This is a genomic window from Methylomonas sp. HW2-6 (genome assembly GCF_052474525.1).
Genome location: NZ_CP184122.1, coordinates 54,774 through 79,636, shown reverse-complemented (window position 1 = coordinate 79,636; position 24,863 = coordinate 54,774). Strand labels below are relative to the sequence as shown.

Below are 24,863 nucleotides of genomic sequence, written 5' to 3'. Positions count from 1 at the left end.
CATAACACGGCGCTCCACCCGCCCAAATACCGCGATGCGGTTTTGATTGAGTGAACTATCAAAAGGAGGTCGTATTGCTAAGTCTCGAAAGTTCGCGCTGGTCTGAGTTGCAGCACGCTTATGGGCAGGCGTCCGATATACCTGGTTTGTTGAAGCAACTCGCTGAAGTTCCTGATTCGTCAGACGATAAGGAGCCTTGGTTTTCATTGTGGAGTTCACTTGCTCATCAAGGTGATGTTTATACGGCCTCGTTTGCCGCAGTTCCGCATGTGGTCAAAGTTCTTGCTTCGTCACCGTTGAAAGCGGAATTCACTTATTTTCAGTTTCCCGCTTGGGTGGAAATATGTCGCAAAAAGAATGGTATATCCGTTCCAGAAGATATTGCGCCTTCGTACTTCAATGCGCTGTCGCGGCTGCCTGCTTTAGTTGCAGCCGCCTCTGCCCGTGAATGGGATGAAACCTTTTTGGCTTGTGCTCTTTCGGCCATCGCTGCATCAAAAGGTCAAGTTGCAGTTGCTGAGGCGGCTCAGGAGTTATCGCCGAAAGTCGCCGAGGAATTTATGCAATGGTTCTTCCAGCGATAAGCGGCCCAACCCGACAGCCGAGTAAGAAACTCTGCCTATCGGCGTCGCACCCCTCACTTTTACGTTAGGCATCAGAATGACCAAGATCCAAGACACGTTTAAATATCTATTAAAAGACTCAGTAGCTCCAAAGTTAAGAGAATATGGCCTTAAGGGTTCGGGCCAGAATTACACTATAAAATCAGATAAGCATTGGGCATTAATCGGGCTACAAAAATCCATGTTTAGCGATTCTAATGGCCTAAAGTTCACAATCAATCTTTATGTCGTGCCTAAGGAAGATTGGGAGTCTGCCCGGCAAAAGTTGAGTTATTTGCCTGTCAAACCTTCAGCAAATATTCATTGGCCGGTTGGGTGGGTTAAACGGATTGGCTATTTAATGCCACAAGGCGAAGATTATTGGTGGTCAGTTGATTCAACCACTAATTTGCAGGGCCTAGTTAGTGAAGTCGTAGACGCAATTTGCAACAAAGCTATCCCCGCTATTCAGCAGCAAATCAATAATTCCTAACATGGCACTCAAGGAGGTGTTTATGGATGAAATGAAATTCTGGACGATCATCGACTCGGCGCACGAGCAATCTAACGGCGACATGGATCAGAAATGCGAGTTGATTCGCACAGCGCTCTCCGAACTACCCAAAGATGATGCGAGAGCGTTTTCGGCTCTTTTCCGTGCAATGATGGATCGTGCCTATTCGTATCCATTGTGGGGCGCGGCATATGTCATCAACGGTGGCTGCGGCGACGACACCTTTTCTGATTTTCGAGCCTCACTTATTTCTCGCGGTCGCACTGCGTTTGAGCGCGCACTCGCAGATCCTGAGTCATTGGCCGCGGAAGATTTTGACGAAGACGCATGGTTTTATGAGGGCTATCAGTATGCGGTGACCGACGGTGTCAAGGCCGCCGTGGGGTCAATCGTCAATCGCGAAAGTCCCCATCCCGATGAACCGTCTGGCCAAGCATGGGATGAAGACAAAGTCTATGAACTCTATCCGCAACTCGCCGAAAAGTTCGCATGACTTGGCGCTCAACCGGACCGACTGCAAGCTAGGCTTGCAGGCCCCTCCGCATTGGCTCCGGCAGCCGGTTAACTCTGCTGTCGGGTGACTATGGTCGTTCAGAACTCACAGCTAGCCGGATTGTTACTTGCAGGAACATTCTTTATTGCGTTTCTCGGACTGACGATTTGGCAACGGATCAAGTACCCTAAACGTAAGGGGCAAAAATCTGATCCTATTGCGGAAGCTGAAGTCTACATGGCTTACGGGCAGGATAAGCAAGCAATTGAATTACTCAAAAAGGCTCAACGAGAGAACCCAAATCGAATGGATATTGGAGAGAAATTGGATGAATTATCAAAGCAACCCTAATCCGCGAGTCAAACTGACCGGCAAAAGCCGCGCGCCTGTCGTCGCTAAGCTTTCACCGTCAAGTTAACCTTATCGCTGGGTGTCAGAATGAGACGAAAAGTGCTACAAGGTATAGCGACACCATTTGTCAGATGATTGTTGGCTGGCGTCTGGGCGAAGATTACGAAACCTTGGCTGAGTTGCCAGACGGAATACTTCATGTCGACCTCATCAATGCGAGCAACTCACACAGTTCCGGCTCAATTCCTGCGCTGAGGATCACTGGCGAATTGAGCATGTGGCTGAACAATCGTTTTGCAGCGGAGAATATTGATCGTGACCAAATAAGAGCCGCATCCATTGAACTCAAGCATAGTACCGAACGAATTAGCACAAATCGGAAGAAGATCATTTCCTTCGACTTTGTTTGTAGCTCGTCTATAAAAACAGACGAGATCGAATACAAAGGAGCCCTTGTGGAACAGCACACATATCACCAACGTCAGACGCCCAACCCGGCGTTGCAGCAAACAGCCCCGTCGGTCGCTTAACTCCAGGTTGGATACCATGAGCATCGCCGCCCCAAACGCCGCTAGTTTTTACCGCGAGGTTGCTGCAGCCCGCGTTGTTTGGGCCATTCGAGATAGCGCGGGATTTCCTGCGCCAATCAACGGAGATAAAAAACGCGCGATGCCATTCTGGTCGTCAAAATCCAGAGCCTTGCAAATCATCACAAACGTGGAGGCTTATCGAGATTTCAGGCCAGAGCCAATTGCTTGGGAAACATTTAACCAGCGCTGGATTCCTGGGCTAATGAAGGACGGAATGCTGGCTGGTTTAAACTGGAGCGGCCCAAATGCAACAGGCTACGATGTCGAACCAACTGATATTGAGCGCAACGTTCTCGCACTGCTTAATCAACCTGTTGCCCAACCTATCATTCCGCCGGACGCTACGCGATGAAACCACGTAGCGTCAGTGTGTACAGACGTTGGGCGTCATAATAATTCGCACCCATGGTCGGCTTTAATCATCACACCTACTTCCCAAAGGAGCGTGACATCCAGCGCTATCTTTTTCCTTTTGTTTGCTTCAAATGCCGTAAGTCGTTCCGAATGCCTCACTCACTCGACGTTCGCCTCTGCCCGCAGTGCTCAACGCCAATGACAATGTTGGGCCGCAAGTTTCATGCACCGAAAAAGACCGAGGCAATGCAATGGAAGAAAGTTCAACTTCTCGCAGCCCATGGCTTTCTCTTTCAATCTATCTATATCCATAGTCCTGCGGGTGGAAATCAAGTAGTGCCCTATCCACGAACGCTCAAGGAGGCAATCACGTTTGTGGCAACTTATCGCGATCAAGCATTCCATCCTTGGCGCACTCCAAGAACAGCCGCCTTGGGTGAAATGGTTTAATGAACCCGGACACTTCAAAAGGCAGACTTTATACTGTCAGCAGAGGTGACCATGACAAACGAGCAAAAACACAAACGGCCCAAATACAGTCTGGAATTTAAGCAAGATGCCGCCAAGCTGGTTCTTGAAAAAGGCTACAGCCAGCAACAAGCCGCCGATCATCTGGGCATATCATTAAGCGCCCTGAGGCGCTGGGTTCGAGCGGAGAGCAAGCCGTCTACCAAGGGCTCGTCGACGAAAAAGCCAAGCTTGAGTTTGGGGGATCACGATGAACTGATTCGCTTGCGCAAGGAAAATGAACAGTTGCGAATGGAGCGTGAGATATTAAAAAAGGCCGCCGTCTTCTTTGCGAAAGAAGCCGAATAAAGTACGGGTTTATTCAGGCGCAACAGAAGACGTATCCAGTGACCGTGCTCTGTCGAGTGATGCAGGTGAGCACCAGTGCGTATTATGAATGGTTAAAAGCCCCGCAAGAACGCGACAAAGATCAACAAGATCAAAGTGTTGCCGAAAAGGCGAGGCAGATTTTCATCGACAATAAGCAGTGCTTTGGTTCGCGTCGTTTAGCGGATCGGTTGCAAAAACAAGGCTTTACCGTTGGGCGCTTTAAAATGCGCCGCATCATGCGAGATTTAAAATTACAGGTTCGCTATCCCAAGCGATTTAAAGTCACGACCGACAGTCATCATAACGAGGCCATTTCGCCCAACCGGCTGGATCGGCAATTCCAAGTGGCTAAGCCCAATCAAGTATGGACGACCGATATTACCTACGTATGGACCCTGCAAGGTTGGCTTTATGTCGCGGTAGTGATCGATCTGTTTTCCCGCCAAGTCGTGGGCTGGGCGATTGACGATCACATGCGCACCTCGCTCTGCGCACGGGCCTTGCAAATGGCCTTCTGGCGCCGTAAACCGCCACCCGGCTTGCTGCATCACTCGGATCGTGGCAGTCAGTATGCGAGTCGTGAATACCGTCAACATTTGGCGGTGATGAAGATGCAACAAAGCATGAGCCGCAAAGGCAACTGTTGGGACAACTCCCCAACCGAACGATTTTTTCGCAGTTTGAAGCATGAGCAACTCAACTACGAAAAATTCAAAACCCAAGAAGCGGCAAAACTGAGCGTGATCGATTATTTGGCTTTTTATAACGGCCGCCGATCGCACTCAACATTGGGCTATCAATCCCCGCTTGAATTCGAGCGGGAATTTTATAGAAACGCTGCCTGATGTGGTGTCCGGTTTTTGTTGACCATTACAGGGCTACGTAAAGTGACGCCCAACCGGACCGCCTTTAGGCTGCGCGCTGCGGCGGTCGGTTACCTAGCACGTTATAAGTCCTTGAGATAATAATGAACAAAGATCAAAAACTCATAGAGTTACATAAAATCAAACGGAAATTGCAATATTGTGGCATCCCTGCACTATTAGCATTTATTTCAGTTGCAACATCTGAAATGGTCGGACTCGGCATTAATAATTATGATCTTATATTTTCTATAGGAGCTTATTCCACTTGGGCGTTGATAGCATTCCATGTTATTTCGGCGACGTGCCCAAACTGCGATAAAAGATTTTTTAGCATATGGGCTTTGTCCTGCTTCATAAATATCAAAAAACTTTCTTGCTGTAACTGTAAGTTCTCCATACCGGCAGATGACAAACCAAAGCCATATCGCAGATCAACTGGTGACGAATGGAATCAATAATACCTTATAACTTAACGCTCAAGCGGTACGGTGGCTATCGCTCCCACATATTAGATTTACATGATGTGTCGCTAAAATGAGCCGCCACGACTGGTATCGAAACAATACGTGGGATGGAGTTATCGAAGTTGCTTTTACGGCAAAACTGAAGCGTGCGCGTGATAAAAGTCAATACCTGCGCATCCAAGCCAGCATACTTGCCGAATCCCAACCAGAGATAACTTTACAACTACTTGATCAGTACTTTGCTCTTGGCGAGCACTTCGATTGCGCACAAGCATGGGTTGATAAAGCCAAAGCACATTTATCGCTTGACCAATTGAATCTAGCAATCCAAGCGTATCAATCTGCTCTTGCTAGGGAAGTTGCGTATCCTCAACTACAAACCCGAGCTTACCTCGAATATCCATACTTGGTCGCGACTTATGGCCTAAAGGAATATTATCAGGGGTGCATTACACTCCTGGAAAAGACCAAAACCAGATTAATGTTTCCAGTTGATCACTTTATTTGGTCCGCCACCTATGCAATCCTGTTGCAAAACGCAGGAAACATCTCCGAGGCACAGCAGTATGCAAAGGCAGCGCTTGAAGCAGCAGCGCAGGAAAAATCAGGATTTCGCTACCATCCCACAGTAGGGCTAGTCGGAGACAAATATGAACAAACAAAAATGAGTCTAGTTGGGCTTACAAACGCATAATACGTCGATTTACCCGTTCAAAAATCGCTATGCAGTTTTCGTCGGGTGGGCTCGGCGTTAGCCATCAAGTGCCAAAAAGGAAAATACATAATGTTTGGACTTTTTAAGAAAGTGCATGATTCATCAATGATGTTCGCCGATGACAACTGGCAAGTCGCTCAGGGTGAGTATGATGGTAGCCCCATCGTCGTCAGAATAAATGCAAATCTTCGTTCGTTTGTCGGTAACTCAGAACTCGTATTGAAAATTGGAATTGCAATTCCGTTAAATAATCCTCGCCACGGTGAAATGCCCGATCCGGAAGAAAATAAGACTGTCAGTATCATTGAGGACAAAGTTTTAGAGATGCTGAAATCAAAAGGATCTGCTGTTCAAGCTTTAGCAATCACAACTGGCACGTTTAAAGAGTTTGTTTACTGCACCAAGCCTGAGATTGACGTTGCATCTTTCCATCAGGAATTAAAAAACGGAATTCCTTCTCATAACGTGCAATGCATTGCTACTATTGAAAAAAATTGGGAAACCTACATGCAATGGGCTAATGGCTAACCAACGAGTGAACTTTATCGCTAGGGTTTAAAAAATGTCTTATGATCGAGCTGATTGGCATACGGATACTTGCGCTGAAAAAAGTCTGCCTGAGGAAAATGCAGCGACCCATATCGCCGCCTACGTTCGTTGGTGTATTCAACGAAATCTGATCGCTGAAGAAATTGCGAAGGAAGATTCAGAGGTGCTGGAACAAGTTCGGAAGGGGGAACTATCCGCAGCGACGTACTTCGATGAGTACATGGATTGGAAATTTGGAGAATGGAACTTGAATGATGTCGGCAACCAATTCACATCAGCGTACTACGAGAGTTATCTTGCTGATCTTGGTATCTTTTTCCCAAATGTTGTTTACGGCGAATGGGAAAGTATCGACTTTGACCGGCTCGCTAGCTTTCTGGATGTCAAGTTTAATGAATTCAAAAATGGAAACCTGAAAATCGCTACTCGAAAAGGGAAGTCTTGGTGGAAATTTTGGTAAACCCTAAACAACAGGTAAATTTGGCCGGTAAAAGCTACGCGGCTATTGTCTCTACGCCTTCGCTGTCAACTTACCCTTATCGTTGGACATAGGAGAAACCATGGGGTACGCATTGTCGTGGCTCGCCATAAAAGGCAAAACGGTTGAAGCTATCCATCAGCAACTGGGACTCAGCACGACTGGAAAACTTAGTGACTATGGCCATGCCCTCGTCGTGGGGCGTCAACTGCATTCGGGTTGGTATTTGATGGTGGCCAAAGGTTGTGATCACAAACTCATCTCCAATGTAGTCGTTCAACACGTATCGTCGAACTGCACTGCGATAGCGTGCTCGATTGAGGAACACGTCATGTTCTCATCGTCTGCTGAATGGAACGATGGTCAACAAAACTGGCGCATCCAGCACAGAGGTGGGGACTACGGACCTACAGACCTCAGTTTTGAGGGCGCACCTCCCGAATTGTTTTCAGATTTACGCGTGCACTATGGCTCGAAGCAAGACGCTGAAGGTGGAAAAAAAGCCGAGGTCGACTGGATTTTTGAGATTCCGCTAGAACTCGCAAAATCCTATGTCGGCTTCAAGCACGATGAAGACATTCCTGGGGTCGAAGACGGAAGTTTTGAGATTCTTGAGCTCTCTCGTGAGGGCTTGCTTGCCGCCGTCTCTAAGCCATGGTGGCACTTATGGTGAAAATGCCTAACCTTCCAATCCACCGGACGAAGGCAAGCATAGCTTGCCTTCGTCCGGTGATTTTCAACCTAAAATGGCACAATAATGAGCAACCTTCCTATATATGAGCGCATCCCAAATTCTGTGCAGGAGGCGCTAAATCACGTTTCCGACAACGATTTTGCCATTGCGATGAGCAATCTGGTCTACGCTCGCGAAGCCACGATCGGTTTCGATGCGCTTACTGATCCAGAAAGAGTAGTCTTTTGTCTCGACAAACTGGAACAGGAAATAAACAACGGCGGATTTGAGCAGTATTTCCATAACTTAAGTGGCAATATTGCAGCCGCAACACCCTCTGCATTGCGCGCTATGGGCGCATCTCAAGTCGCATCTATTGTTGAAAAAGCGCTTGAGCTATTTCCCAATAGTCAACCACCCACAGATCAAGCTCAACGGGAGAAACAAATGGAGTCATGGGGTCCCGAGCAAGAAGATATTCTGGAAAATTTAGACAAAGCTTTTCTCGCTTATCCAGAGCCGCTGGCAAAATTAGAGAGAGGCTATGTTCAAAAATATGAAAATTTTTTCCTTGTTCCTCACGGCGCAGGTCAATCAGTTCGTGCCATTTAATAACGCATTGGTGCGGACGGGCGGAAGCGTCGTGCCGCGTTTTCAATGCGATGCGTCCGCTGCCTCATACTTCTACGTTATGCAAGTTAAGGACATGTTGAGAGATGGAAAACAAAGAACTAATTTTAAGTGCAAAGTTAAAGCTTAAATATCTAATTATAGTTAATGCCATGGTTTCCATCCTTGCGTTAACTGGAGGATATTTTGGTGGGATAAATACCGCTATTTATTTTTTCGGTTTTTATGCAATTGAAATATTGGTTTTTGTTGCACTGTTTATTCCTATTTTCACTTTTTGGTTATTTAAAGGCAGATCAATTAAAACTTCAGCATCTAAAGCAATGCAAATTTTTGGCGATTTTTATCACTTTATAATCCCTTGGTAATAATATTTTTTATGGATACGGGTTCCAGGATAAATCAAAGGTATAACATGTCGCTCAACCGGAGTGCGGTTACGATGCCGTTATGCTTTTTCAGCTTTCCGTACCGCGCCGGGTTAGCTCTACTTTAGATTTAAAAAAATAGTTATGAGCTACCATCTCACAATACTACGCAGTGAAAATAGCAAACAGCTACCAATTTCTCTCGAAGAAGCAAAGTTTGCAGCAACTAAAATCGGAGGTTGGAAATATTCAGAAACGCCGGACTCATTTAAGTTGTTAACTGAAAACGGAGAGTCCACGCTTTGGTACAACGATGGCGAGCTTTGGATAAAGACCCCTGAAATTTGGGAAATTGACCATGTAATCAATTTTGCAAAAGAGCTTGGCGGCAGGGTTCGAGGCGATGAGTTTGAAACTTATACCTCTGCTGACGAAATCTTCACTCATCCTGATGATGTTGTTTTGAGAAAAATTGACGAGGAAAAGTCGGCTGCATTGCTGCAAAAAGATTTTTCGTCTCAAAAAAAAATCTTTCACACCATTATCGGGTTTTTCTTGCTTTTGGGGCTAATTGGTTTTTTGATTGGAAAATGGTTTGAAAGCCAATGAAACCTAACTACTTATTTCAGCCCATCACTTTGCACTACGCTTCAAGCGTCGGCTGAATTTTACGTTAAGCGCAATTAACAAAAATGAACATTATTCTCCCAAAGAAGTTATGCACTCCTGTAATACCTCTAGGCATTTCAATCGAAGGAGGCTTGGAGATATTGAGCACATTAGGTATGCCGGAAATAGAAAAAACTGGTGAAGATATTTCTTATCGTATAAATACACCTGAGTTTGACATGGCAATATATGAAGAAAATGCTTTTGTTAAGTCTGTTTGGTATAACGACCCGCTGGGCAGAAAATGGAAGTTTGGTAAGAAAAGAAAAATCAGCCTCTACCTGGAAAGATATGGCAACAAGGAAGACTGGGAGTTAAGAATGAATAACGGATGGATGGACTACTATTTCAACGAAAAATCAAAAGTCGCTATGGTATATGGCATACATAACGACGTTATCAGGTTTAATATTTGGCAAAGCGCATAACACGGCGCTTTACCCGACCAAAAATCGCTTTGTGGTTTTCGTCGGATGAGATGATCTATGCGTCCTGAGATTAATCGCCTCGTTCTGCTAGGTCCACTGTCGCCCGAGCCTGAGGCGTCGGTAGAGCATCTGCGTCAAGTGGAGGCATTGCTTCTTTCCGTAACCAAGCCGGTGTCAAATGAAGAGGCTCGCGCTCTGGTCAAACTGTTTGGGCCTGATGGTTGTTTTGGTTTGGCGTGGTCAATACTTCATCTAATCGAATCCTCGCCAGGCTGGCCATTGGCCGATTGCTTGGTTGATTCAAGCGATGAATGGGTCGCCTTACTTAGAGATCGAGCAGCTCGTGGAGGTTTGTTGTGAATCCGTTCACTGTACGGATTTTAACGCTTAATCCTGCGCTTAACGCGACCGACTTGACGGGCGTTGGGTTTGCTCCACGTTAGAGGCTCATCATGGCACGACGGAAACAATTCAAAAACATTGCATCCGGGTTGTATGGTTCGTTCATAAGCCGCAACAACGATGTAGGCGGCTATTGGGGTATTGGAAAACTTCGTCTTCTTGCGCAACAAAATGGCGTGCAAGTAGTTCGCATTGATCTTCTTGCGAAATCAATAATTCCAGTGAGTTTAGAATTTTCAAAGCTTATTTGTGGCTACCACTCACTCCTGAAAAAGCATCTTTATGCAGAGGGCATTCCGGAAAACTGGTTAGCATCCGTGACCGTCGAGCTTGATTTCAAGCCTGAACCGCCTTCCGGAAAGCACATTACAATCGCAACGTGGGGTAGTCTTTTCAAGCTCGTGGTGAATATTACAGACGATATGAAGAAAAATCATACTGTTTCCGGGCACGGTTACTGCGGGCCGCATAATCCAAGAAAGGAATCCAAAAGTGCAAGAACAGAGAGTTTCTAACCCTGCGCTCAGCCTGGACCTCTTCAGAGTCGCTGGACCCTGCGCGATAAAACCGGGCAGCAACGGTTTGCTATGCGTTAGAGTGATCGAACTCTCTTATCTCATCCAGAAGATTCAATGGATTTCATAATCGAAATTTTACGAAACATAGACTGCATGACGACGGAAATTACCCTTGCCTCAATAGGCGCTGCATTCTGGTACACGCCGCGCAGTGATTATTGGCAATCCATAGAAACAAGACAATCTGCGCAATACTCAAAACTGGCGCTCTCATGGTCATGTCGAGGCCGAAAACAAGGTGGAAGCTATGTATGCTAATTCTCGGAGATGGTTGCCCATGTATGGCGCGGCCTTAATTGTGGCTGGCTTTTTATTTTTATTTTGGGGCTCGTTGCGTTGAGCGCGCAGTCTAACAAGTCGCTCAAAGGGACGCTCAGCCGCGATACGGCTCCGCGCAACTTCGCTTGGCGTTGGGTGTTTCAATGACAGGCTTCGTTTGCACCACTTGCAAGCAGTATCACGATGAACTGCCCATGTGCTTCAGTGCTAGCGCTCCCGAACTCTGGCTTTCTCTGCCGGAGGCTGAGCGCAATGCTCGCGGCGAACTCAACTCCGACCAATGTATATTGGATGACAAACACTTCTTTGTCCTCGGCCGCATTCTTATCCCGGTCATTGATGGGCCTGGCCCGTTCATTTGGCTAGCGTGGGTCTCGCTGAGCGAGAAGAACTTCCTTCGTGCGTGCAAACTCTGGCATAGAGAAGGCCGCGAAAAAACTGAGCCGCCATATTTCGGGTGGCTACAAAGTGAATTGCCCTATGAACCCAACACGTTGAGTCTCAAGACCAGCGTCCAAACCATGCCTGTTGGCGAGCGCCCCAACATTGTTCTGGAGCCCTCCGATCATCCGCTGTCACTTGAACAGCAGCATGGCATCACAATGGCTCGTGTTCAGCAAATCGTCGAAGCTTGTCTGCATGGTTAGCGCGACGCCCAACACTTCCGTCAACCGGACCGCCTGCAAGTTGCACTTGTAGGTTTGCTCCAACCTTCGGCCTCCGCAGACCGTTTATCTCGAACGTTAGGTTGCGCAACGATGTGACGCGGCAAAAATGACCAGAGAAATTCTAATCTCGGGGTGTAGGTGCCGCGCACCGCTGAAATTGAAAGCAGCACAGCCACCGGACGTGGTATCGGATGCCCATTGCGAAATTCGCTCTCGTCTGAAAAGCCAAAAATTGTTGGCGTTTTCGATCGCGATGAAGGTTTCTATCCTTTTTCGACAATCGTGCCTCAGACTGATCACCTGCCATTGATTCGGTGCGTATCATTTGGGTTCTCAACTGCTCTGGCTCGTTAAAGACCGGAAAGGTTAAATTTGTTAATCGTGCAGTTAAATGCAATTGGTGTGCAACTGGAAAAACAAGTAGTGTTCATCACGGACAGTTACAAGTGTGCAAGTAGAAGGTTGTTTCGCATCCAGTTTTGACAAATTATCCTAAAGTCGTTTCAGTGGCATTTTAGCTAATTCTGAGCGTAGATATGCAGGTCTTGATAAACACTTGTTATATGGCTTTTTTACAACCAATTTGACAATATAAAAGGAACAATTTTGAATGACTGAAGCAATACTTCAATCCTACCTTAACGAACAGCACATCAAAACTGATGTCCAAGACAACATTGATAGCCTGAATAAGGCTGTGAACGAAGTTAAAAAACACCTAACAAGAAGAAAGATAAAATCCGACATCATCCCCTATACCCTAGTGGCGCTCGACCCGAAGGTGAAAGACATCGACCCGGTGGTGCAGCAGGTTGAAACGATCATTATCAAAAAGTGGCCTACTTTTAAAAACAGTGTGACTGCCACCCAGGATAAATCCACCACCTACATACGGGCAGTGATCCTAGAATCGCTGAGCCAACTATCGAAAGACGATGCGGCTACGACAGCACTGGTCTGGCTGACAGCCCGCGATGTGATCGGGCATTACCAGCTTGATTCGGAAGAGAACGTAATCAGCGGGTTTTTACAGAAGTTGGCCGATCGAACGGAGGAAAATGGACGGGCGGCCTGGGGAATCAGCCACAAATTTCAGGCAAATAAATTTAAAGGTGCTGAGATTTCCATTTCTGCAGTAAACGCGGCTCAAATTAATGGAGAAGTTCTAAAGGTACATTTACTCGATGCGATGGTCCACTCTGGATGGAGTTCGCAAGCTGGAGGAGGAAAGAACCCTCAATCTCAAGGTAACAACAGTTGGCAGTGGCCTCAGTTTATGGCTGAACATTCAGCTATGGGAATTACTAAAGTTGTGAACTCCGCCTTATCCCAACAAGCCAAGTCCATTTCCTCTATTTCTACCTCCATCCAAGATAGCTTGGACACTTACTTTGCCCAGCTTCAACCTTTTTTTGAAGACCTGAATACTTCCTTCGCCAACAGCATAACTGCCAACAACAAGCGCAGCGAGCTGCTCTGGTGGAAGGAATCGATGTATTCCCGTTTGTTGAACGCCAGCTACCGCAGCCTAAACCCAATGAATGCAGCCGTTTGCATGGCGCTCGACCTGGCCGAAGAAGTAGGTGCTATTTCCCCGGAAAGTGTTGATTACCTGCTGCGGGAAACCCTGAAAGACGTGCACGATGAACAAGCGGAGGAAGAACGCTTGATCTCCGACTGGTTAATGGACCGCGGCAGCCTGCACGGTGATATTCAATCAGCGTTGAAAGAACATGCTGCTGGAGGAGACGAACGTAAGCCCTTTCTTAACGCGTGGGCCAATGTCGTCCAATCGGGTGATCCCACCGACTTTTTCAGCGAAACGGGTATCGACAAAACAGCCAAACTGACTGCATCCGATCTGGCAGTGTGGTTGTTTCACGGGTTGCAAGCGCAAAAACTGGCAATTGATAACTAAGGCAGGATATGGCAAAGCGAAGATGTAACAAAGATGACTGCTATGCTCCTGATGATTTTTGTCTGGAACTAGCTGGCCCACTGCACGAGCAATGTCAGTTCTTCGAAAAAGTAGGAGCAGTAGAAGCACCGGCAAAAGCTGTGAAAAGGTTGGCTGTGGCTAAGTCTATTCCTTGGACGGGAGAATGGTTGCGACCCGATCAGCTCGACCTTTTGACGCACCGAGGTACGCCCAGGATCATCGGTTTGGTCGGATCGTCTGGGGCAGGGAAAACCACCTACCTCGCCATGCTGTACTCGCTCTTGTTCAACGGTAAATGCATCGAAAACTGGGAGTTTGCGGGAAGCTATACTTTGAACGGGTGGGAGTTGCAGGCAAAAACTTTGCAAATTCAAGAAGATGGATCAATTCGAAATCCTGATGCCACGCCTTCTGACAAGGATTTTTACAGCCTCTACCACCTAGCGCTGCGCCACGATGGTTTTTTAAACGATATTTTGTTTGCTGACTCATCAGGCGAAGTATTTTCAAAATGGGCGGATAACGTGAACGACCCCGCTGCTGAAAATGCCCGTTGGATCTATGACAACGCCCATGCATTCCTGTTGTTTGTGGATTGCGAGGCAATTATCGAGCAGCGGGGCAGGGCGAAGCGCGACATCGTTCAATTGGCCGAACAGGTGAAAAGGGGGCTGCGGGGCAGACCGGTGGTGATTGTATGGTCTAAAGCTGACCTAGCCGGGCAGATGCGTGAAAATATTGTCGAGGCGATCACAGGCAGCCTAGCCGAAACCTTTCCCGGTGCTGTATCACTGGAGATTAGCAATTATTCGAAATCCGATTCCGACCAGCTTTGTCACGTCAATAATGTAGAAGTGGCAAAAACAGTGCTCAACCATCTAGCCAACCCTCATCCTCTGCAAATCACACCTGCAGCCATCCAAACAGATGATTTTTTCTTTTTATACCGAGGCCGCTATGGCAACAAATAACGAGATATTGATCATCGGACCGCCGAGCTCAGGGAAAACCACCTTTCTGGCCCAATTATATGGTCGCCTGATGGATAAAAAAGGAAAGCTGCAATTGGCTTCCGCACCTGACAACATCGATGGTATCAAAAACGCCTACGATCGATTAGCTGTCGGGGAAGAAACGGAACCGACTGCTTCTACCGATAACCTGGAGGTAAAAATCCCGGTCATTTATGAAGGGCAGGATTTTGTGTTGCATTGCAAAGATTATGGTGGGGAACAGGTACGCGACCTCGTGGCCCTGATGGAATACGATAAAACGTGGATTGTTCGGGCGAAAACGAACGACCGATGGATCCTATTCATTCGCCCGTCGGAGATTGAACACCGCTTCGATTTAAGCAAGAAGGGGCATGCTACAAAAGATCCGAAAGAAATGAATGCCCCAATCTCCAGTACATCCGATCAATCGCAATTCATTGAGCTGGTGCAAGTGCTGCTGCACGCGCGCGGCACAGGCATGAAAAACCCAATTGATACTCCCCGATTGCTCATTGCATTAACCTGCTGGGACGAGCTGAGCACCGATTCGACACCGGAAGAAATCTTGCGGCAGAAGATGCCACTATTCGCCCATTTTATTGCCGCCAACTGGTTGGCAGGAGGCTTTAAGATCATTGGAGTATCCGCGCAGGAATTCCCGCTAAAAACTGATGAGGCCCGCGACAAATACTTGGACGAGATGCCTCAAAATTTCGGCTATCTGGTGCTGGACGACAATCCGAAGGAAAAAGACCTGACCCGCCTCATCGAAGAAGTCCTGAGCCTATGATAGTTATCCACCAGGCCATATACGGAGAATTGCAGGGGAAAACCTCCGGGCACGATCTGCTAGCTGCTTCCGATGAAAAAAACGAGCTGTTTAGACGAGTAAGCGGCTACACCGATTTGGCCGACCGACCTGTAGGAGGAATTTTGTCCAGTCCCGTGGTACGTGGTTTCTTTGCCGAAGATCATTTTTTGCTGATTAAAACATTTCCCGATAAAAGTCCTGGGCTTCGTTCGGGGAGGGTGTTTTCGCACGCCCTATTCATACCAAAAGCTGACCTGCACCGAGTTCGCGAGCTCAGCGACCTGTTTCAATATCACCTGCCCGATATTCAAAAAGAAGCAAAAATGCACTCACTGGAATACCTCTCGCAGGAAGCTATGACGATAACGGGGGCAGTGAATGGAAGGGAAGCTGCCGCCACCAATGCCTTGCTGGAAAAACAGCCATTTGTTTGGTTGGGGGAGGAAGGCTACTGGGAGTGGGTAGCCCGAATCTGGCCCAAGCTACCGGCCAAAGTAAAGCACATGCTAAAAATCGGAGCTGCATTCGGTCCATCTTATGTTAATAAAGAATGCCTCAGCCTACTCTATATTCCCGAAGACGCTAAAACCCTATGGGAGCGGCATTCCTTTCGTGTGCTTGGTGTGGGTGAATCACAGCCCCTGCGATCCTCAGCCGCAAACTGGTTGGTAGGAGATGTTAAAAAGGCTATCCCCTTTGAAATCTTGCTCAATGATTTTGCCCCGATAATTGACTCCATAGAAACGCTCAACCGGCTTGAGGATTATGGTAAGGCCTACCACCAAATCGACAAGGCCCCTGGGCTTAACCACTTGTTGGTCTTGGCCCATTTTGTTTCACAGATTAGTCCAAATGAAAGGGTTGGCATCAAAGGCAAAAACAAGCTGATGACCGCAATTCTTCAAGCCATTCCAACTGCACCGGTCAAGATGTTCATGGCTCTCACGTACCAAAGCTGGAAAGGATTCCCGGATGCAATAACTTCCGTTTCTGGTGCGGTACTTGAATGGCTCACCAACCATCTTCTTCAAGGAAGACAAGTTAAAGAGTGCGGGGCTGTGCTTGTAAAAGCATTGGAAGCTGAAACGAAAAACTGGTGGGTCAATGCGGTTTTGGAGTATGTCAATAACCGGCTGAAAAGACGACAACCCAGTGACGCCTCCATTTTGTGGCAGTGGATGAAAAATGAACCTGCGTTGATCACCCAACACACTTCTTGGTTGCCGTATGATGCTGAAAACGAGCTAACCCCAAAAATCCCAAAGCTGGAAACTGCAGTTGCCGAAGCGGTTCTGTACATGGCAGAACAAAAGGGCTGGCTTGTGCTACACGCGAAAGTGGCTGCGCAGCTTTATTCTGCTGAAAAAGCCATCGAAGCCCAGTTGCGTATCGACACTGATGAAGATCATACCGTAGCGCTAGAAGCCTTGTCTGAATGCATCAGCGAAAGCTCCTTTGTGTCTGTAGCAGCCAGTCATACCGATGCCCGCTTGCACCGCATCGCTGGAAAATTTATTTATGAGAACAAACAGTTACTGAAAGGCATCGACATTGCCAGCGAAGGTTGGCAGAAGTGCTGGGAATTAGCTGTTCAGCGAGGCAGTGATGTGTGGTCGGGCATTTCTAACCCACAGCACACCCTGTTCGAAATTCTCGATCACCTGCTGGCTGGAAATCCGTTTAGCGGAACTCTGCTACATGCCATAAGCATTGGAAAGTATAGCAGCTTAAAAGACTATCCCCAGCGGGCGTCCATCTGGCATGCGCTTCCAGAGAAAGCACGTACCGGGTTCATTACCGCAACGCTTTTCGAGCTATTCGATGACCTCTCCACCAGTAAATTAAGCTTCAACGACCTCGAAGCTGAGTTAAAAAACGGAGTGCAATCGCAGAATGTGCAACAGCATGTTGTCAGCAGCAAAACCATTCCGCTTACCAAGAAACTGCGGCTGTTTGATGTACTGCCTAGTTTGGGAGAATGTCACGCACAGCAGTTGATACGAGACAATCGCTTTTCACCCGCAGAAGCGGAAGAATTTGGTCGGCTTGTTTCTAAAAACAGATGGGAAACGGTAGCTGACGATCTGTATGAACATAGATCTGATAGAAAGGACTTGGTACCTGCCTTATTGCAATGTAGCCACTTACTCGGGGTTTGGCAACGCCTCAAACTTTCAGCTAGTGGGTTAAAACGAGATGCTATCAGCTCAGAGGAATGGTGGAATGAATTTTTGGAAGCTGCGTGTAAGCTGTTCCCAAACGGACCCGAGGAAAATGGATTGTGGATTAGTGCAGGAGGTGACTTATCACAACTTTGCGCAACTGGCACTGGTCGTTACAAGTGGAGCCTCGCTGTTCAAATATTGCGTAACAATGGAAAACCAACAACAAAAAAACTGCTACGTAAGATGCGCGAAACATATACTGGCAACGAAACGCTCAAAAACCTACAAGAAACGTTATGAACAAACCTATCCTTATCCTTACCGCTTTGGAAGTGGAGCGACTGGCCATCGAGCAGTATTTAAAAAACATTGAGCCGGTAGCACACCACGCAACCGGCACTGACTACACCAAAGGCACCTACCGCTCCAACGGTAAATCCTTTGAAGTCATTGTTGCCCGTACCGATCAAACCAATGTGAATGCCGCCATCGAAACTGAACGCGCTATCGCTCATTTTGATCCCGAATACACTTTTTTTGTTGGCGTGGCCGGTGGATTGAAGGACGTAAAAGTCGGAGACATTGTCATTGGTCGGGATGTTTACGGTTACGAGCGCGGAAAGGCCGAAAAAAACAATTTTAAACCCCGGCCACAATTTGGCGCTTCCACTTATGCGCTCGAGCGGTTGGCTGGTCAGTATGCAAAAAGCGAAGCCTGGAAACAAACAGCTGAGGAGCTACTGAACCCGGAATTTGCTCCCGTCATCAGTACTTACACCGGCACCATTGCTTCTGGTGAAAAGGTAGATTCTTCCATTGATTCAGAACTTCATCAATTCCTGGAACAAAACGCCAGCCATGCCCTCGCCATCGAAATGGAAGGCCTCGGTTTTCTCGAAGTATGCCGCATGCGTCCACTTGTCAAAACCCTGCTTCTTCGCGGAATTTCCGATCTTGTGCAAGATAAAGGGCAAATGGACGGCAAGGGCTCCCAATCATACGCTTCGGCCAACGTAGCCGCCTTCCTGTTTGGCCTACTGGAGCAACTGGATTTTTCAGATGCAACAACCAAAAGCACCCGAGAAGAAAAGCTAGTTGAAATTATGTGTAAGCTTTATCCAGGAGGATTGCGAGATAATCAAATATGGATAGCTGCTGGCGGGGATTTGTCTTTAATAAATCTAGGTCAATCAGGTAAAGGTCAATGGGTCGAAGCTATTAGAATATTGAAGTTAGGTGGGGGGGGTAATATAAATGTCGATAGTTTGATTAAAACTGTTGCAGAAGAGTATGGAGATAACAAAGATGTTAAGGAAATACTATACAGGCCTTAAATAAATGGAGCTGGTGAAGGGAATCGAACCCGCGACCGACTGAGTACAAATCAGTGAATGAGTTTTAAAACCATTGCATTGATGTGTGAATGTCTGCAATTGATGGTTTCGCCAATTCTTTGATGTCACCACAGAGCTGTCATTAGATCCAGTTAAAGGGTAATCGTCAATGACAGCTCTTGGCCGATCCAAGGCCTTCAAAATCTGGCTGAGTTTTAAGCAGACCAATGACGACTTTTCGACCGGAATGGGTGGTGGATTTGGGTTGGAATATTCACCATCCCTCAGATTGTGACTTGCATCGTAGCAAACGGGAGGAATTTGCGGGAACATGCATCTAAACAATTTAACTTGCCACTACTGCCGGGATCGTTCCAATTGGCTAACACTTGGTCAGCGTTCAAATTAAAACTGGACAGCCAGCCCACTACACTTTCCGATGCGATCGAGAGATTGCTATTGATTTTGCGTGAGGAAGATAAACGAACTATCGCGGCAATGACCGAGGATGATTTGTGCGACCTCCATTTTAGTCTTGGTCTGCTGATCCGGAATGCTTGGTTGCACAAGTCGGAGAGTGATTTGCTCGCTGCATGCGGTACTTATCATCCTGATGACGCTTCCCAGCTTATATTAGGCGGATTATGGCGGGCGTTACAACCTTAAGGACGCATTATGGGCATACAAGATCGAGACTATTACTGGGAAAGACATCAGGCGGCATCAAAAGTAAACGTTTCTGACTTCGACAAGTTGCGGCGACACCGTCCACAACCGACCAACCGGTCTACTGGGAGCTTAAAATACCTCATAACGCCGGCCATGATCCTCTTTAGCCTTTGGTGGGGGACCGATAAGTTTATAAAGCTGAAAGGGGGGCATCTTCCAGCATCACCCTCTGTATCAATTCCTGCAGAGAACACCCCGGTTGCTATGCCTATTTCTGGGGGGCTTGAAATAGTGGCCGATCGACAAGGACATTTCCGGGGAACCGTGTTGATCAATAATGTGCCGATGCCTTTTTTGATCGATACCGGCGCGACCATGACCTCCATTCCAGCGCGCTTTGCCGATGCCGCTGATCTACCGGTCGGCAGGCCCATTAATAGCAATACCGCGGGTGGACAGGTTATTGATCGGCTGACCCAAATAAATAGCCTGAAAATTGGGAATGCTGAAATCAGAAATCTCGATGCGACGATCAATCAGCATCTGGATGAAGTCTTAGTTGGCATGAACACCTTGAAATATTTCACCATTACCCAAAGCCATAACAGGATGACGCTGGTGGCCAATGGTTCTTCACCGGAACAAATAGTCAGGGCGCCTGTTATGTTCCCGGCCCCAGTTCGACCCGCCACACTGGCCGTCGAGCAACCGATTGCAACACCTGAAATTAAGCGAGTGACCAAGGTGAAAAAGACGGTAAATTGCAATGCCCAACAAGTCTGCACGACGACGTATAGCGACCACTAGATGTAACGGCTCGCAATGAAAAATGATCGAACTCAAATATATGGGGGACCGTAAGGATTCCTTCGTAAATGAGTAACATCCCTGGTTTTGGTTACATCTGGAATGTCACACCGTAGTCAATCGGCTCCAAATCCCTCTCCCGAAGCTCGTACATGCCAAATCGATTAGCGTGATGCGTCCGATAGGGACTAAACGTATATCGCCGATTTCGGCTCAAATTAAATGCAAATTAGCTTGGATTTATTCGCTCAGGGCATCAATCCATTTCTGTGGGTCCGCTTTAACTGCAAATTAAATCAGGCGGAGAGCCAGCCAGTCGACTGGCTGGGTGACAGACTTTCGCTGGACTCATTTGGCAAAGTTTGCCATGATCGGCAACAGAATCCATTACTAAGGTCGAACAATGGCCACGATGAATATTTCCCTCCCCGAACCCCTGAAGGAATTTGTTGATGAACAGGTGCAAGAACACGGTTATAGCACCTCCAGCGAGTATGTCCGCACCTTGATTCGTAAGGATCAGGTTCAACAGGCTGAGCTACGGATTGTCGCGCTCATGGCGGAAGGCTTGGAATCCGGCCCTGCCGTTGCCATTGATGATGCCTATTGGAAGGCTAAACGCGAGGCTCTCCAGCAGAAGCATCCGGGGCAATGACAAAACCCGTTCGTGTCCGCCCGTTGGCTGACACAGAAATCGACGCTTTGGCGGATTATATCGCCCGCGACAACCCCCACGCGGCGCTGCGCTTTCTGGAGGCCACACAGCAAACTTTTGATCGCATTCGCGAACAACCCGGGATTGGTTCGCGGCGGTATGCCCACCTACCCATGCTGAGCGGTTTACGTTTTTGGCCAGTTGAAGGGTTTGAAAAACACTTGGTATTTTATCTCGAACGGGAAAACCATATTGACGTCCTGCGAGTTTTACACAGTGCTCGGAATGTGCCTATGATACTTCTCAACGAGGAGTGATAGTTCGGTGGATTGTCGTCAAAGCTATCCTCAAAATCTGTAGCAACAGGATTCGGAAAAAAAGCCGAAAGCCGACATAAAATTTTCTGGCCTTTAGGCGCTGGCCAGCGTTGGAAGAGTTGATCCTAAATTCGGTTCTTTCATTTCCAGGCAAAGAGCAATGGCGACGTAGAAGGGTAGTGCGAGACAAGATTGATGCGTTGATTGAGGAAACGATAAGGAGCGCCGATGGATCCTATAACTATCGATTTTCTACTCGAAAATGCAACCATCTTCATCGTATTCAAGCCGGCGAATCTCCGTTTTCTGAATATTAATCGTCCGGCGATTTAGTCGCCATTGGCAATACCTAAATCCCAAAGCACATTGCATTTGCGACAGTATGCGCTCCAACTGTCTGGAACTTCTTTTCTTGAATTTTTTGTTATCGTCTTTCCAAGACAACTTGGACATGCAACATGGTATAGCTTGTAAAAAATCATGGCGAAAACCAGGCAACCATATCCAAGAATGAAAATTACGATATACCCAATAAGATGGTTATTTTTCATTAAAAAGTCTTCAGCCAGATAGGCACCTGCCTGACTGCCAATCAGTAGCAATACAAGACAAAAAAAGTGTTTTTTGGGGATGGTAAACGTTTCATGTTTTTTCACGTGCATATGAGCGCCTTGTATTCCGCCTAGCCCCGAAGCGAATCAACCGACGTGGTAGCGACGGTCGTTGTTGAGTATTGTTATGTGACTATGACCACTCTTTTCGTTCTGTTTTGCATTTTTTGTTTTTAGTATGCACTGTTATCCAAGGCTTTGGAGTGTCCCGGCCGACTTATAGGAGAGCAGAGTTGATTCCGACAGAACGATTCCTTGATGCCATTTTTAACGAATATAACGATGCAGCAATCGAGAAAAAACATTTTCAATGCAAAACAGTCGAGCCTATCAAGGCTATTTTTCTTACCGAGTTCATTATGTTGGCAGAAATGCCGGACGGGTACCCTCACTGCATTGCCATATACATGCCTCACACCGACAATTTTATTGTAATAACTGCCGTAGCCTTGCCGAATAACTGGAATTTGTTGAGCTGTTTGTAACTAATGCAGGCGGCGTTCAATTTCTCTAACAATGGCAACTTTAGTTCGTTGTGGACTATATAGGGATAGCCGCAGAATTCGGAAAAAATAGTACGCTAAGACTTCGGAGCGAATCTGTAGCATAAGTTTTTGGCTTGTTCGCATCGGGTCGGAGTTATCCCTATATGAGCGTGTCTCAATGGCTTTTTTCCAGATATTTAAAATTTGCTAAACAGCATTGGCCTGACGGATTTCTGATTTCACAGGCACATTCCCCGGCTTGGGTGCGTTGCATGACAAAATCCTTTATCGGTGCCGCACGCTGAGCTTCTAACGCCGATAAATACTGCTCGGCGTCAATATCAAAACAGTAACAAAGCGCGTCGTTTTGAATCGCTTGATAGCTTCGTAAATGCTGTTTGGGGATAGTGTTGCCTGCGTTGGAGAAGTAAGCTATTGAGCAAGTTTTTGCAGGGCAAAAATAATAGCTGTCAGTGATGAGCGCCTGATTCTCTGGAAACCGAACTTGATGGTAAAGCGTAGGCATACCGACACTTTTACAAGTGGTGCCACACTCAGGACAATTCTGTTTAGTTTTGGCGGATGTATTGGTGGGGCAGCAGCAATCAGACATTGATGTATCCTTGCTTTATCGAGCAACATGTGTGGCAAGGGAACCCGGATAACCAGCATCCGTCGTGGCTTTGATCAAGGCTGCACTATCGGTTTTTTGGTTATCGTAGGTTATGGTGGCCGTTTTTGAATCGTAATCGACAGTCACTGCTTGTACTCCTTCGACTTTCTGCAAAGCTTTCTTGATGGTAACTGTACACATGGTACAGGTCATATTTTCTATGTTCAGCGTTACCGCTTGTTGCCGGTTTGGCTGTGCAACAGTTGTTTCAGCATGAGCTGCCGGCATCCACAACACACTTGATGACAAGCTTAAAATAAACAAACTGGATTTAATCTTCATATCTGAATCCTCTCAAGCCATGAAAAAAGGCGCTAACCAAGGAAAGACCAGCAGTATCAAAATGAATGCGGAACCCAACCAAAACATCAGGCGTTGTCGGCGCTGGATGTCGGATGTGGCGCAGCTTTCACCTTCCTCACAGCATTGAGGCGTTAGATAGAGTTTTCTATACCCTAACGCTATAAAGACCACGGTCAGGATGATGAAAAATGGACGGACCGGTTCCAGTGCCGTCAACGTACTCATCCATGCACCGCCAATACCTAAAGATAAAAGTAAAAAAGGCCCGACACAGCATGCCGAAGCACCTATAGCGGCCAAGAGAGCGCCGATACCTAACCATGACGGGGTGTTAATGGGTGTTTCAGGGTCTGTATTCATGCGAATCTCCTCAACCAAACAATGTTCAATGCTGACAAGAAGCTTAAACCCTGTTGTTTAGAACAGAGTCAAGTGGTCGATGGTGACTTATTTACAATCAGGATTTGGTTGATGCATCATCGCAAAACGCATCGAGAATGGCGCAACGCGCGGTTGAAGCTGTCTGTTGACAATCGTTGACCAGGGTTTCCAATACCTGACGAAGAGCCGTTAAATCCTTAATCTGTTGATCGATCTGCTGGCATTTCTGCTCGGCCAGTTGTCGTACATCGACACAGTGCGCCCCATCAAGCGATAGCAACGTGGCAATTTCCTTCAAGGTAAATCCTACCTGTTGAGCGCGTTTGATAAAGCGAATTCGGGCAATCGCATCAGCTGAATAACATCGATAACCGCCATCGGGCTTCGCGGGTTCGGTCAGTAAACCAATGCGTTGATAGTGGCGGATGGTCTCGATAGTGACTTCGGTTTGTTTGGCAAGTTTGCCGATGGTCAAAGTTGGCATTTTAAGCTTTCTCCCTTAAGTGTCCGACTGAGCTATACCCTAACCTGATGTCAGGCAATGTGTCACTTTAGCGTCAGTATAGAGTGTATTTTTACAATTATTGACACATGCCACCAAAGGTTATAGATTCCATCCTGACACTTTGGTTTTTAGAGGGCTGTTCATTTGCAAGGGCATAGGATTGGTTACATCAGAGTCAGCTCGTTCGACCAAAATCCGGAACGCCAACTGGAACAGGTCGAGGTCAGTAAGGTTTTCACCGACAAGGCCTCTGGCAAAGATACCGAGCGCCCAGCCTTGGAAGAATTGCTGGCGTTTGTCCGAGAAGGCGATACGGTCGTGGTGCATAGCATGGACCGTCTGGCGAGGAATCTGGATGACTTGCGGCGCTTGGTTCAGCAGTTAACCAAGCGTGGTGTGCGCATCGAATTCGTCAAGGAATGTCTGACGTTCACCGGCGAAGATTCGCCGATGGCTAATTTATTGCTGTCGGTCATGGGGGCGTTTGCCGAGTTCGAACGGGCTTTGATCCGCGAACGGCAACGCGAAGGCATTGCGCTGGCCAAACAGCGCGGAGCTTACCGAGGGCGCAAGAAATCGCTATCTCCAGAACAAGTATTAGAACTCCAGCAGCGAGCCAGTAACGGCGAGCAGAAAGCAAAGTTGGCTCGCGAGTATGGTATTAGCCGGGAAACCCTATACCAATATTTAAAAACCACTGAGTAA

The 24,863-nt window shown here is 47.2% G+C and carries 34 protein-coding genes; 30 read left to right on the top strand and 4 right to left on the bottom strand.

From position 1 onward, the window contains the following. Window positions 1–50 precede the first annotated feature (50 nt). The 29 genes from ACH518_RS00430 (at window position 51) to ACH518_RS00290 (ending at window position 21,200) form a co-directional block, all read left to right on the top strand. Complete coding sequence (locus tag ACH518_RS00430) at window positions 51–584, top strand: hypothetical protein (protein WP_445370110.1); 534 nt, start codon at window positions 51–53, stop codon at window positions 582–584. A 76-nt stretch (window positions 585–660) separates the two neighbouring features. Further along, window positions 661–1,095, top strand: coding sequence for a DUF4304 domain-containing protein (locus tag ACH518_RS00425; protein ID WP_445370109.1), 435 nt, complete (start codon window positions 661–663; stop codon window positions 1,093–1,095). 22 nt (window positions 1,096–1,117) lie between these two features. Beyond that, window positions 1,118–1,609, top strand: a complete 492-nt coding sequence (locus ACH518_RS00420; protein ID WP_445370108.1) for a DUF4240 domain-containing protein — start codon at window positions 1,118–1,120, stop codon at window positions 1,607–1,609. Between the two features lie 90 nt (window positions 1,610–1,699). Next, window positions 1,700–1,960, top strand: a complete 261-nt coding sequence (locus ACH518_RS00415) for a type IV pilus assembly protein FimV (RefSeq protein WP_445370107.1) — start codon at window positions 1,700–1,702, stop codon at window positions 1,958–1,960. Between the two features lie 131 nt (window positions 1,961–2,091). Next, a complete protein-coding gene (locus ACH518_RS00410) occupies window positions 2,092–2,490 on the top strand; it encodes a hypothetical protein (RefSeq protein ID WP_445370106.1) in 399 nt (132 codons plus the stop codon). 16 nt (window positions 2,491–2,506) lie between these two features. After that, entirely contained in the window at window positions 2,507–2,902 is a 396-nt protein-coding gene (locus ACH518_RS00405; protein WP_445370105.1) for a DUF2750 domain-containing protein, read from the top strand. Between the two features lie 53 nt (window positions 2,903–2,955). Beyond that, a complete protein-coding gene (locus tag ACH518_RS00400; protein WP_445370104.1) occupies window positions 2,956–3,354 on the top strand; it encodes a hypothetical protein in 399 nt (132 codons plus the stop codon). Between the two features lie 51 nt (window positions 3,355–3,405). Beyond that, a complete protein-coding gene (locus ACH518_RS00395; protein WP_445370103.1) occupies window positions 3,406–3,720 on the top strand; it encodes a transposase in 315 nt (104 codons plus the stop codon). Beyond that, window positions 3,678–4,586, top strand: coding sequence for an IS3 family transposase (locus ACH518_RS00390; RefSeq protein WP_445370121.1), 909 nt, complete (start codon window positions 3,678–3,680; stop codon window positions 4,584–4,586). The genes ACH518_RS00395 and ACH518_RS00390 overlap by 43 nt, the downstream gene beginning before the upstream one ends. A 122-nt stretch (window positions 4,587–4,708) precedes the next feature. Next, window positions 4,709–5,065 carry a hypothetical protein gene (locus ACH518_RS00385; RefSeq protein ID WP_445370102.1) on the top strand — a complete coding sequence of 119 codons (357 nt, stop codon included), beginning with the start codon at window positions 4,709–4,711 and terminating at the stop codon, window positions 5,063–5,065. 76 nt (window positions 5,066–5,141) lie between these two features. Continuing rightward, the gene (locus ACH518_RS00380) at window positions 5,142–5,765 is read left to right on the top strand and encodes a hypothetical protein (RefSeq protein WP_445370101.1); all 624 of its coding nucleotides are present in this window, start codon (window positions 5,142–5,144) and stop codon (window positions 5,763–5,765) included. Between the two features lie 90 nt (window positions 5,766–5,855). Next, entirely contained in the window at window positions 5,856–6,314 is a 459-nt protein-coding gene (locus ACH518_RS00375) for a DUF695 domain-containing protein (RefSeq protein WP_445370100.1), read from the top strand. A gap of 34 nt (window positions 6,315–6,348) precedes the next feature. Continuing rightward, entirely contained in the window at window positions 6,349–6,795 is a 447-nt protein-coding gene (locus tag ACH518_RS00370) for a DUF7832 domain-containing protein (protein WP_445370099.1), read from the top strand. Window positions 6,796–6,895: 100 nt separating this feature from the next. Beyond that, complete coding sequence (locus ACH518_RS00365) at window positions 6,896–7,486, top strand: hypothetical protein (RefSeq protein ID WP_445370098.1); 591 nt, start codon at window positions 6,896–6,898, stop codon at window positions 7,484–7,486. Between the two features lie 84 nt (window positions 7,487–7,570). Further along, complete coding sequence (locus tag ACH518_RS00360) at window positions 7,571–8,098, top strand: DMP19 family protein (protein WP_445370097.1); 528 nt, start codon at window positions 7,571–7,573, stop codon at window positions 8,096–8,098. Between the two features lie 104 nt (window positions 8,099–8,202). Next, the gene (locus ACH518_RS00355) at window positions 8,203–8,484 is read left to right on the top strand and encodes a hypothetical protein (RefSeq protein WP_445370096.1); all 282 of its coding nucleotides are present in this window, start codon (window positions 8,203–8,205) and stop codon (window positions 8,482–8,484) included. A gap of 144 nt (window positions 8,485–8,628) precedes the next feature. Next, window positions 8,629–9,093 (top strand): hypothetical protein, encoded by a 465-nt coding sequence (locus tag ACH518_RS00350; protein ID WP_445370095.1) that lies wholly within the window; start codon window positions 8,629–8,631, stop codon window positions 9,091–9,093. 83 nt (window positions 9,094–9,176) lie between these two features. Then, window positions 9,177–9,581: a hypothetical protein gene (locus tag ACH518_RS00345; RefSeq protein ID WP_445370094.1), complete on the top strand. Its 405-nt coding sequence runs from the start codon at window positions 9,177–9,179 to the stop codon at window positions 9,579–9,581. Between the two features lie 452 nt (window positions 9,582–10,033). Continuing rightward, entirely contained in the window at window positions 10,034–10,498 is a 465-nt protein-coding gene (locus ACH518_RS00340) for a hypothetical protein (protein WP_445370093.1), read from the top strand. Window positions 10,499–10,983: 485 nt separating this feature from the next. Continuing rightward, the gene (locus ACH518_RS00335) at window positions 10,984–11,487 is read left to right on the top strand and encodes a DUF2199 domain-containing protein (RefSeq protein WP_445370092.1); all 504 of its coding nucleotides are present in this window, start codon (window positions 10,984–10,986) and stop codon (window positions 11,485–11,487) included. Window positions 11,488–12,118: 631 nt separating this feature from the next. Continuing rightward, window positions 12,119–13,426 carry a GTPase-associated system all-helical protein GASH gene (locus ACH518_RS00330; RefSeq protein ID WP_445370091.1) on the top strand — a complete coding sequence of 436 codons (1,308 nt, stop codon included), beginning with the start codon at window positions 12,119–12,121 and terminating at the stop codon, window positions 13,424–13,426. A gap of 8 nt (window positions 13,427–13,434) precedes the next feature. Next, a complete protein-coding gene (locus ACH518_RS00325; protein ID WP_445370090.1) occupies window positions 13,435–14,418 on the top strand; it encodes a TRAFAC clade GTPase domain-containing protein in 984 nt (327 codons plus the stop codon). Next, entirely contained in the window at window positions 14,405–15,232 is an 828-nt protein-coding gene (locus ACH518_RS00320) for a TRAFAC clade GTPase domain-containing protein (RefSeq protein WP_445370089.1), read from the top strand. Before ACH518_RS00325 ends, ACH518_RS00320 begins: the two co-directional genes overlap by 14 nt. Next, complete coding sequence (locus ACH518_RS00315) at window positions 15,229–17,718, top strand: GAP1-N1 domain-containing protein (RefSeq protein WP_445370088.1); 2,490 nt, start codon at window positions 15,229–15,231, stop codon at window positions 17,716–17,718. The genes ACH518_RS00320 and ACH518_RS00315 overlap by 4 nt, the downstream gene beginning before the upstream one ends. Beyond that, window positions 17,715–18,752 carry a phosphorylase family protein gene (locus ACH518_RS00310; protein ID WP_445370087.1) on the top strand — a complete coding sequence of 346 codons (1,038 nt, stop codon included), beginning with the start codon at window positions 17,715–17,717 and terminating at the stop codon, window positions 18,750–18,752. Before ACH518_RS00315 ends, ACH518_RS00310 begins: the two co-directional genes overlap by 4 nt. 378 nt (window positions 18,753–19,130) lie before the next feature. After that, complete coding sequence (locus tag ACH518_RS00305) at window positions 19,131–19,418, top strand: DUF6794 domain-containing protein (protein WP_445370086.1); 288 nt, start codon at window positions 19,131–19,133, stop codon at window positions 19,416–19,418. 9 nt (window positions 19,419–19,427) lie between these two features. After that, complete coding sequence (locus ACH518_RS00300) at window positions 19,428–20,228, top strand: retropepsin-like aspartic protease family protein (protein ID WP_445370085.1); 801 nt, start codon at window positions 19,428–19,430, stop codon at window positions 20,226–20,228. A gap of 403 nt (window positions 20,229–20,631) precedes the next feature. Then, window positions 20,632–20,883 (top strand): type II toxin-antitoxin system ParD family antitoxin, encoded by a 252-nt coding sequence (locus ACH518_RS00295; protein ID WP_445370084.1) that lies wholly within the window; start codon window positions 20,632–20,634, stop codon window positions 20,881–20,883. Beyond that, window positions 20,880–21,200: a type II toxin-antitoxin system RelE/ParE family toxin gene (locus tag ACH518_RS00290; RefSeq protein WP_064023803.1), complete on the top strand. Its 321-nt coding sequence runs from the start codon at window positions 20,880–20,882 to the stop codon at window positions 21,198–21,200. Before ACH518_RS00295 ends, ACH518_RS00290 begins: the two co-directional genes overlap by 4 nt. A 329-nt stretch (window positions 21,201–21,529) precedes the next feature. On the opposite strand, the gene ACH518_RS00285 is transcribed toward ACH518_RS00290, so the two are convergent. From ACH518_RS00285 to ACH518_RS00270, 4 genes are all read right to left on the bottom strand, one after another. Beyond that, on the bottom strand, window positions 21,530–21,856 hold the full coding sequence (locus ACH518_RS00285; protein ID WP_445370083.1) for a hypothetical protein: 327 nt from the start codon (window positions 21,854–21,856) through the stop codon (window positions 21,530–21,532). A gap of 615 nt (window positions 21,857–22,471) precedes the next feature. Continuing rightward, on the bottom strand, window positions 22,472–22,909 hold the full coding sequence (locus ACH518_RS00280) for a putative iron-sulfur cluster-binding metallochaperone (protein WP_445370082.1): 438 nt from the start codon (window positions 22,907–22,909) through the stop codon (window positions 22,472–22,474). Between the two features lie 15 nt (window positions 22,910–22,924). Next, window positions 22,925–23,632: a MerT/CopZ fusion-like heavy metal transport selenoprotein gene (locus ACH518_RS00275; RefSeq protein WP_445370081.1), complete on the bottom strand. Its 708-nt coding sequence runs from the start codon at window positions 23,630–23,632 to the stop codon at window positions 22,925–22,927. Between the two features lie 97 nt (window positions 23,633–23,729). Continuing rightward, entirely contained in the window at window positions 23,730–24,137 is a 408-nt protein-coding gene (locus tag ACH518_RS00270; RefSeq protein WP_445370080.1) for a MerR family DNA-binding protein, read from the bottom strand. 165 nt (window positions 24,138–24,302) lie between these two features. On the opposite strand from ACH518_RS00270, the gene ACH518_RS00265 reads away from it, so the two are divergent. Further along, the gene (locus ACH518_RS00265) at window positions 24,303–24,863 is read left to right on the top strand and encodes a recombinase family protein (protein ID WP_445370079.1); all 561 of its coding nucleotides are present in this window, start codon (window positions 24,303–24,305) and stop codon (window positions 24,861–24,863) included.